We start from the raw sequence: 8387 nt of genomic DNA on the forward strand, positions 1-8387 counted from the left end.
ACAGCTAGAAGCGCAGTGCGTCGATGACGTTGGAACGCACCGCCATGAGCGCCGGGATGAAGCCGGCCAGCGCGCCGATCGCGACGGCGGCGACGAGCCCGGTGACGGCGGCGCGCACCGGGAAGGGCGGGATGTCCTGCATCGCGGAGAACATGTCCATGACGAACGGCGCCTTGAGCACGGCCACCGCGATCGCGATGCCGATGACACCCGCCACCGCCGTCGCAACGACGCTCTCGAGCAGCACCGACGTGAAGATGCGGCCCTGCGTCGCGCCGAAGCTGCGGCGCACGCCGATCTCGCGGATGCGCTGGCGCATCGCGACGAGCTGGATGTTCACGAGCCCGAGCCCGCCGAGCAGCAGCACGAGGGCCGCGATGCCGCCGGTGATGAGCTCGAACACCGCCATCGAGCTCTGCGCATCGGGCCGCGACGCCCAGTCGGTGCGCGTGACCGAGACCTCGGTGCTGTCGTCGAGCCCCGCCCGCAGGTCGGCCGCGAGCACCGGGCCGAGCTCGGCGACGCCGTCCTCGGGCACCCACACCTCGTACATGACCATCACGTCGGCCGGCAGCGCGTCGAGCCGCGCCGCGTAGGAGTCGAACATCATGGTGATGCGCTTCTCCTCGTCGCCGTTGTACTGCCGCGGCGTCACGCCGATCACGGGGTACGCGCCCGCCGTGTCGCCCGTCGTGCGCAGGGTGAAGCCCGCGCCGAGGTCGGGGCGTCCGTAGACGTCCCACAGCGCCTCGCTGATGACCACGGGAGGCGCGAGCAGCTCGGCGTCCGCCTCCTGGAACCAGCGCCCCTCGAGCAGGGGAGTGCGGTGGATGACCGGGTACGCCGGGTCGACGAGCCGCGCGTTGACGGGGCGCACCTGCTCCGGCGTCTGCACCTGCAGCGGCACCGGGTCGACGATGCGCGTGAGGTAGTCGAAGGAGTACCGCTCCGACACCTGGGCGACGTGGGCGTCGAACGCCTCCCAGTCCATCGGGGCGCCGTCGGTGCGCGACACCGAGATCGACACTGTCGCGGGCCGTCCGCCGCTCTGGTCGGACTGCTCCTCCATCTGCTGCTGCTGATACTCGCTGAGCGCCACCACCGCGGTGAGGGCGCCGACCGACACCGCGATGCCGATGAGGCTCAGCAGCACCCGCAGCTTGTGGTGGCGCAGCTCCGACCACGCCTCGCCCAGCGCCCCGACGAGCCCGCTCACGAGGCCACCTCCGCCGGCTCGGCGCGTTCGTCCCGGGATGAGGGACGGACGGATGCTGCGTCCTCCGTGTCTGCTCGGGCGTCGGCGAGGGCTCCGCCCCCGGCGGCGGGTTCGTCCACGCTCTCAGCGAGCTCGGGTGCGCCGGCGGTCTCGCCGGCGGCCGCGGTCGCGCTGAGATCGAACTCCGTGAGCACGCCCGCCTCGAGACGGTAATGGCGACGGGCGCGCGCGGCGACGTGGAGGTCGTGGGTGATCGTGACGAGCGCGGCGTCGGCCTCGGAGGCGATGTCGTCGAGCAGCTCCATGACGCTGCCGCCCGTCTCGACGTCGAGTGCACCGGTGGGCTCGTCGGCCAGGATCAGCGCGGGCCGGCGCACCAGGGCGCGCGCGATCGCGACACGCTGCTGCTCGCCGCCCGACAACTGCTCGGGTGTCGACTCGAGGCGGTGCCCGAGCCCGACGCGCTCCAGCATGCGGGTCGCTGCCGCCCGCCGGGTCCAGAAGGCGCGGCCGGAGGCGTACCCGAGCGGCATCTCGACGTTCTCGAGGGCCGTGCGCCCCGCCAGCAGGTTGAACTGCTGGAACACGAAGCCGACGTTGCGACCGCGCAAGCGATCGAGCTTGCCGCGGCGCATCTTCCGCACCGGCTCGCCGTGGAACCAGACGGCCCCCTCCGAGGGGGAGTCGAGCATGCCGAGCAGGTTCAGGAGCGTCGACTTGCCCGACCCGCTGCGACCGACGATGGCGACGTGGTCGCCCGCCGCGACGGCGAGGTCGACGCTGCGCAGGATGTCGAGGCGCGTGTCGTCGGGCAGCAGCACGTGCTTGGCCACGCCCTCCAGCCGGACGAGGGTCACCAGTTCCACCCCGCGGGCTCGCAGTACTCGCCGCCCATGCCGTCGTCGTAGCAGACCGGCTCGTCGGCCGCGGCGACGCCGGGCACGTACTGGCGCACCTGCTCGCCCTCCTCGACACCGCTGGTCACCTCGACGATCGTGCCGTCGCTGACTCCGAGCGCGATGGTGCGCTCCTCGAGCTCGCCGTCGCCGCCGTCGATCCAGACGACGCCCGAGCCCGCGCCGCCCTTGACGGCGGTCGTCGGCACGACGAGCACATCGCTGACCGTGCCGAGGTCGATGTCGAGCTGGGCCTGGAGGCCCGCGAACACGACCTGGTCGGCGGGCACCGCGCAGGTGACCGACGTGGTGCCGTCCTCGGCGACCTCGACCTTGAGGCCGGTGCACGTGAACGGCGCCGGGCCGCCCTGGATCGTGACCGAGCCTTCCGTCGGTGCACCCTGCAGACGGTAGAGCTGCACCGGCTCGACGGTCGCCCGCACGTGGTAGCGCGCCGGCGTCAGCTGAGCGAGCTCCGCGCCGATCGACGCCGGCTGCCCCTTCACGACGGCGAGCTCCGTGATGTCGCCGGCTTCGGGCGCCAGCACGTCGATGTTCTTGACCGGGTCGGCCTGTTTGATCGTGAAGAGCTTCTGCCCGGCCGCGACCGCCTGGCCCTCGCCGACGTGCACGGCGGTGACGGTGCCGTCGATCTCGGAGCGGAGGGGATAGGCCGCATCCCTCGCGATCGTCCCCGGGAGGCTCAGTGCATTGGCGACCTCGGCGCGCTCGACGGCGACGACGGGATCGGCGATCTGCGCGGACGGCTGCAGCGCGGCGGTGGGCGCGGTGTCGGGGAAGAACGCGATCTTCACCAGGGCGAGGGCCGCGGCCCCCAGCGCGAGCACCAGCAGGATCGGGAAGATCCATCGACGCCAGACCACCATGTCGCACCTCTCCGTCGGGGTATACCCAGTATGTAGTCACCGAGTATATGCATACCGGGAATGCATGACGGATGCTGCGCCCCCGCGTGTCGCCGCTGGCCGCGCGACGTCGGCCCAGGCGACGCGGATCAGCCGGCAGACGCGGAGTACTCACCGCCCTCGGCGCACGCGGTCATCGTCCAGCCGCCGTCCTGCGCTGCGAGCCGCACCTTCGTCAGTCCCTCCGTCTGCACCTTCGGCTCAGCGGCGCCCGGGATCCAGACGTCGAGCCCGCACGTGGGCTCGTCGACCGCGCCCGCGAGCGCGAACCGCGCGCCGTCCGCCTCGAGCGAGACGAGTGCGCCCGGCGCGGCGCGCGGGTACGCCCTGCTGAGTTCGCCGAGGAGCACCTCGTTGCCGGGTGCGTCCTCGCCGGTCGCACAGTCCTGCGGAACGAGTGCGAGCCCGATCGGCCCGATGCCGTTCTGCGGGTCGCCGCACGCCTGCTTCCACACCCAGTAGGCGCTGCCGAGCAGGTGGGCATCCTCGGCCTCGGCGTAGCGCTGCATGCGCGCGTTCACGTCCTCCGGCTCGCCCCAATAGCCGTATTCTCCCGACCACAGCGGAATGCCGTACTCGTCGGCCACGCGGCGGGCGAGGTCGAACTGCCGCTCCATGGTGACGATCGACGGGATGCCGAGCGAGCGGTCCATCGTGATCGACTCGGCGTACAGGTGGGGCGAGAAGACGATGTTCGCGTCGTCGGTGAACCCGAGCGACGGGCCGCTGTCGAAGCCGAGGCCGGACCACAGGATGCTCGGCTCGATGAACACGATCTGCGGCGCCCCCGCCTCGCGGATCGCGTGGATCGCGCGGTCGTAGTAGCGGCCGAGCAGCAGCGACGTCGTCACCGGCGCCGTCTGCCCGAAGCCCGGTTCGTTCATGAGGTCGAACCCGGCGACGGCGGGCTCGTCCGCGTACCGCGCCGCCAGTTCTCCCCACGTGCGCACGAGCGCCGTCTGGACGCCGTCGGTGTCGAACCAGAAGTGCTCGAACGCGCGGTCGCCGGCGGGGGAGATGTCGCGCCCGGTGAACGCGCAGCGCGGCGTGCCGTCGAAGATCGTCGCCCAGCCGGGCGCGCCGTCGTAGCCCCACATGGGGTCGGTGCCCGGCCGGCACTCGGTGCCGGGAGCCGTCGGCGCGTTCGACCAGCCGTCCTGGTGGAGGTCGATGACGGTGCGGATGCCGTTCGCCTTCGCCCAGGCGACCGCGTCGTCGACCTGCGCCAGATACGCCGCGTCGAGCTCGCCCTCCCGAGGCTCCAGCGCCGACCACGAGATCCCCAGTCGCACGGCGTTGAAGCCGTACGAGGCCATGCCCTCGAAGTCCGCCTCGGTCAGCGGCCGCGTCGCGGGCACGTCGTCCTGCGGCTGGTAGAAGTCGACGAGCTGGTTGACGTTCGCCCCCCGCAGCAGCACCTCGTGCCCCTCGCCGTCCGTGATGCGATCGCCGTCTGCGCGCAGGAATCCCGCGGGGACGGATGCCGCCTCCGCCGCCGCGTCGTCGGCACCGGCCGCCACCGCGACCGGGGTGATCACGAGCGCCACCGCGACCGCGGCGACCACCGCCACGGCGACGGGACGGCGCGCCGGCGCCGGCTCGATCGCGTCGGCACCGGCCTCGGCATCCGTCACGCGCGCCATGGTGCGCCGTTCGCGCAGGCGATCGGCGACGAGGGCGGCCAGTGCCGGGACCCAGCCGAGGCACGCGGCGAAAGACAGGCCGTCGGCGACGTGCACGTAGGCGGCCATGAGCGGCCAGAGGTCGCCGCGGAACCCGTCGTCGACCACCACCCCGACGGCCGACTGCACGAGTCCGAACAGCGCGCCCGCGGCGAGGACCCCGAGCCACGTCCCGAGGAAGCCCGGCACGCGCCGGCGCATCCATCGCACGCACACCCAGGCGGAGGCGATCATCAGGCCGACGGCCACGACAACCGACAGGAAGCCGCGCTCGGGGCGCGCCGACGGGATCAGCTCCGCGGAGGCCGCGCCGGTCCACCACGATCCCGCGGCGAGGGGCGCGATCACGCCGAACGCCACCGCGGCGGGCCACACCGCTCCGCGGTCGAACACCGGGCGGGTCGACCTGCCGCCGGCCCAGCGGGTCACGGCAGCGATGATCGCGGCCGCCGGCAGGGCCTTCGCCGTCACGTAGCCTGCGGCCCACGCCGAGAGCCCAGCATCCGTCGTCATCGCGAAGCACGCGGCCGCGTGCGCGAGCAGCACCGCCAGCACGACGCCCGCGAACATGGTCCAGAACCGCTCGCCGGCGCGGGCGGCGGCCCACCAGACGACGCCGAGCAGCACCGGAAGGAACACCAGGTACGGCGCGAGCGGCCAGCCGAGCTGCCACTGCAGGGCTCCGCCGGGCCAGCCGACGAGAGCGAGGAGTCCGGTGGGATCGAGGATCGCCTGGATGAGGACGAGAACGGATGCCGTGGCCACGGCGATGATCGGACGGCGGAACCGGCGCATGAACACTCCATCGTGTCTGCAGAGGGCGAGGGTCCACCCGCTTCGGGATCGCGGGGGGAGCAGCATCCTCTCATCCGTCCCTTTGGATCAGTGCACACCCAGCGCACACCAAGGTCACGGGTGGATAACATAGGCAGGTATGCCTGGGGTCATGCACCCCGGCGGCACTGGCGCCGTTGCGCCGCTCCCGAAAGCCTGAAGATGGAGACATTCCGTGGCCAACCCCCTCGAGAAACTGCTTCGCGCCGGTGAGGGTCGCATCCTCCGGCGGCTCCAGCAGGTGGTGAAGGCCGTCGGCGCGCTGGAAGAGGACTACGAGCACCTCACCGACGAAGAGCTCCGCGGTGAGACCGCCGAGCTCCGCGCCCGCTACCAGGCCGGCGAGACCCTCGACCACCTCATGCCCGAGGCGTTCGCGGCCGTCCGCGAGGCCGCGAAGCGCACCCTCGGCCAGCGCGCCTACGACGTCCAGCTCATGGGCGGCGCGGCGCTGCACCTCGGCAACATCGCCGAGATGAAGACCGGTGAGGGCAAGACGCTCACCGGCGCATTCCCCGTCTACCTCAACGCGATCGCCGGCGAGGGCGTGCACGTCATCACGGTCAATGACTTCCTCGCGTCGTACCAGTCCGAGCTCATGGGCCGCATCTACCGCGCGCTCGGCATGACCACCGGCACGATCGTCGCGGGCCAGACGCCCGAGGTCCGCCGCGAGCAGTACAACGCCGACATCACGTACGGCACGAACAACGAGTTCGGCTTCGACTACCTGCGCGACAACATGGCCTGGCGCAAGGAGGACCTCGTCCAGCGCGGCCACTTCTACGCCATCGTCGACGAGGTCGACTCGATCCTCATCGACGAGGCCCGCACGCCGCTCATCATCTCCGGCCCGTCCTCCGGCGAGGCGAACCGCTGGTTCGTCGAGTTCGCGAAGATCGCCAAGACCCTCGAGGCCGGCGTCGACTACGAGGTCGACGAGAAGAAGCGCACCATCGGCGTGCTCGAGCCCGGCATCGAGAAGGTCGAGGACTACCTCGGCATCGACAACCTCTACGAGTCGGCCAACACGCCGCTCATCTCGTTCCTCAACAACTCGATCAAGGCGCTCGCGCTCTTCAAGCGCGACACCGACTACGTCGTGATGAACGACGAGGTCATGATCGTCGACGAGCACACCGGCCGCATCCTCGTGGGGCGCCGCTACAACGAGGGCATCCACCAGGCCATCGAGGCCAAGGAGGCCGTGCCGGTCAAGGCCGAGAACCAGACCCTGGCGACGGTCACGCTGCAGAACTACTTCCGCCTGTACGACAAGCTCGCCGGCATGACGGGCACGGCCGAGACCGAGGCGGCCGAGTTCATGTCGACCTACCAGCTCGGCGTCGTGCCGATCCCGACGAACAAGCCGATGATCCGCAAGGACCAGCCCGACCTCGTCTACAAGAACGAGACGGCGAAGTTCGCGCAGGTCGTCGAGGACATCGCCCAGCGCCACGAGAACGGCCAGCCGGTGCTGGTCGGCACGGTGAGCGTCGAGAAGAGCGAGTACCTGTCGCGCCTGCTGGCCAAGAAGGGCATCAAGCACGAGGTGCTCAACGCGAAGAACCACGCCCGCGAGGCCGAGATCGTCGCGCGGGCCGGGCGTCTGGGCGCGGTGACGGTGGCCACCAACATGGCCGGCCGCGGCACGGACATCATGCTCGGCGGCAATGCCGAGTTCCTCGCGGTGCAGGAGATGAAGACCAAGGGGCTCGACCCGGTCGAGACCCCCGATGAGTACGAGGCCGAGTGGGACGCCGTGTACGAGGCGACCCGCGACCGCGTGGCCTCGGAGGGCTCCAAGGTCGTCGAGGCCGGCGGCCTGTACGTGCTGGGCACCGAGCGTCACGAGTCGCGCCGCATCGACAACCAGCTGCGCGGCCGCTCCGGCCGCCAGGGCGACCCGGGCGAGAGCCGGTTCTACCTGTCGCTGACCGACGACCTCATGCGGCTGTTCCAGTCGGGCGCCGCCGAGGCGATCATCGCTCGCACCAACTTCCCCGACGATGTCGCGATCGAGTCGGGCATGGTCACGCGTGCCATCAAGTCCGCCCAGAGCCAGGTCGAGGCGCGCAACGCCGAGATCCGCAAGAACGTCCTGAAGTACGACGACGTTCTGAACCGGCAGCGCGAGGCCATCTACTCCGACCGCCGTCACATCCTGCAGGGCGACGACATCGCCGACCGCGTCCAGCACTTCATCGAGGACGCCATCAACGCCGTCATCGACGACCACACGGGGTCCGGTCACAGTGAGAACTGGGACTTCGACGCCCTGTGGACCGAGCTGAAGACGCTGTACCCGGTCGGTGTGACCATCGACGAGGTCGTGGCCGAGGCCGCCGGCCGCAAGGGCGGCATCACCGCCGAAGGCCTCAAGCGCGAGATCCTCTCCGATGCCCGGATCGCCTACGACACGCGTCAGGGCACTCTGGGCGAGGCCGCGACCCGCGAGCTCGAGCGCCGCGTGGTGCTCCAGGTGCTCGACCGCCGCTGGCGCGACCACCTCTACGAGATGGACTACCTCAAGGACGGCATCGGCCTGCGGGCGATGGCCCAGCGCGACCCCCTCATCGAGTACCAGCGCGAGGGGTACCAGATGTTCCAGGCCATGATGGGGCAGATCAAGGAGGAGTCGGTCGGCTACCTCTACAACCTCGAGGTCGAGGTGCGCCGCCAGGGCGAGGCAGGCGCCGAGCAGGTCACCCAGGTCGAGGCCAAGGGGCTCGGCGCGCAGCCGGTCGAGGCCCAGCGCCTGCAGTACTCGGCGTCGAACGACGCCGGCGAGGTCGAGGTGCGCAACGATCGCGGCCAGGTGCAGCAGGCGGCG

The 8387-nt window shown here is 71.0% G+C and carries 5 protein-coding genes; 1 reads left to right on the top strand and 4 read right to left on the bottom strand.

Annotated features, from left to right (window positions below; translation table 11 throughout):
* Positions 1-4 precede the first annotated feature (4 nt).
* The 4 genes from ACLBXX_RS06050 to ACLBXX_RS06065 all read right to left on the bottom strand — a co-directional run bounded on the left by ACLBXX_RS06050 (position 5) and on the right by ACLBXX_RS06065 (position 5515).
* Entirely contained in the window at positions 5-1216 is a 1212-nt protein-coding gene (locus ACLBXX_RS06050; RefSeq protein ID WP_447657282.1) for an ABC transporter permease, read from the bottom strand.
* Complete coding sequence (locus ACLBXX_RS06055; RefSeq protein WP_447657283.1) at positions 1213-2073, bottom strand: ABC transporter ATP-binding protein; 861 nt, start codon at positions 2071-2073, stop codon at positions 1213-1215. The genes ACLBXX_RS06050 and ACLBXX_RS06055 overlap by 4 nt, the downstream gene beginning before the upstream one ends.
* Positions 2070-2999 carry an efflux RND transporter periplasmic adaptor subunit gene (locus ACLBXX_RS06060; RefSeq protein WP_447657284.1) on the bottom strand — a complete coding sequence of 310 codons (930 nt, stop codon included), beginning with the start codon at positions 2997-2999 and terminating at the stop codon, positions 2070-2072. The genes ACLBXX_RS06055 and ACLBXX_RS06060 overlap by 4 nt, the downstream gene beginning before the upstream one ends.
* A 128-nt stretch (positions 3000-3127) precedes the next feature.
* Positions 3128-5515, bottom strand: coding sequence for a glycoside hydrolase family 5 protein (locus tag ACLBXX_RS06065; protein ID WP_447657285.1), 2388 nt, complete (start codon positions 5513-5515; stop codon positions 3128-3130).
* A 214-nt stretch (positions 5516-5729) separates the two neighbouring features.
* Here ACLBXX_RS06065 and secA point away from each other — a divergent pair.
* On the top strand, positions 5730-8387 hold a 2658-nt coding region (gene secA, locus ACLBXX_RS06070; protein ID WP_447657286.1), incomplete at its 3' end, for a preprotein translocase subunit SecA.

This window comes from Microbacterium sp. C23T (assembly GCF_053345975.1).

Excerpts from the sequence above, each read along its gene's own strand:
- ACLBXX_RS06060 (WP_447657284.1), bottom strand. The coding sequence starts at position 2,999 with ATGGTGGTCTGGCGTCGATGGATCTTCCCGATCCTGCTGGTGCTCGCG.
- ACLBXX_RS06065 (WP_447657285.1), bottom strand. The coding sequence starts at position 5,515 with ATGCGCCGGTTCCGCCGTCCGATCATCGCCGTGGCCACGGCATCCGTT.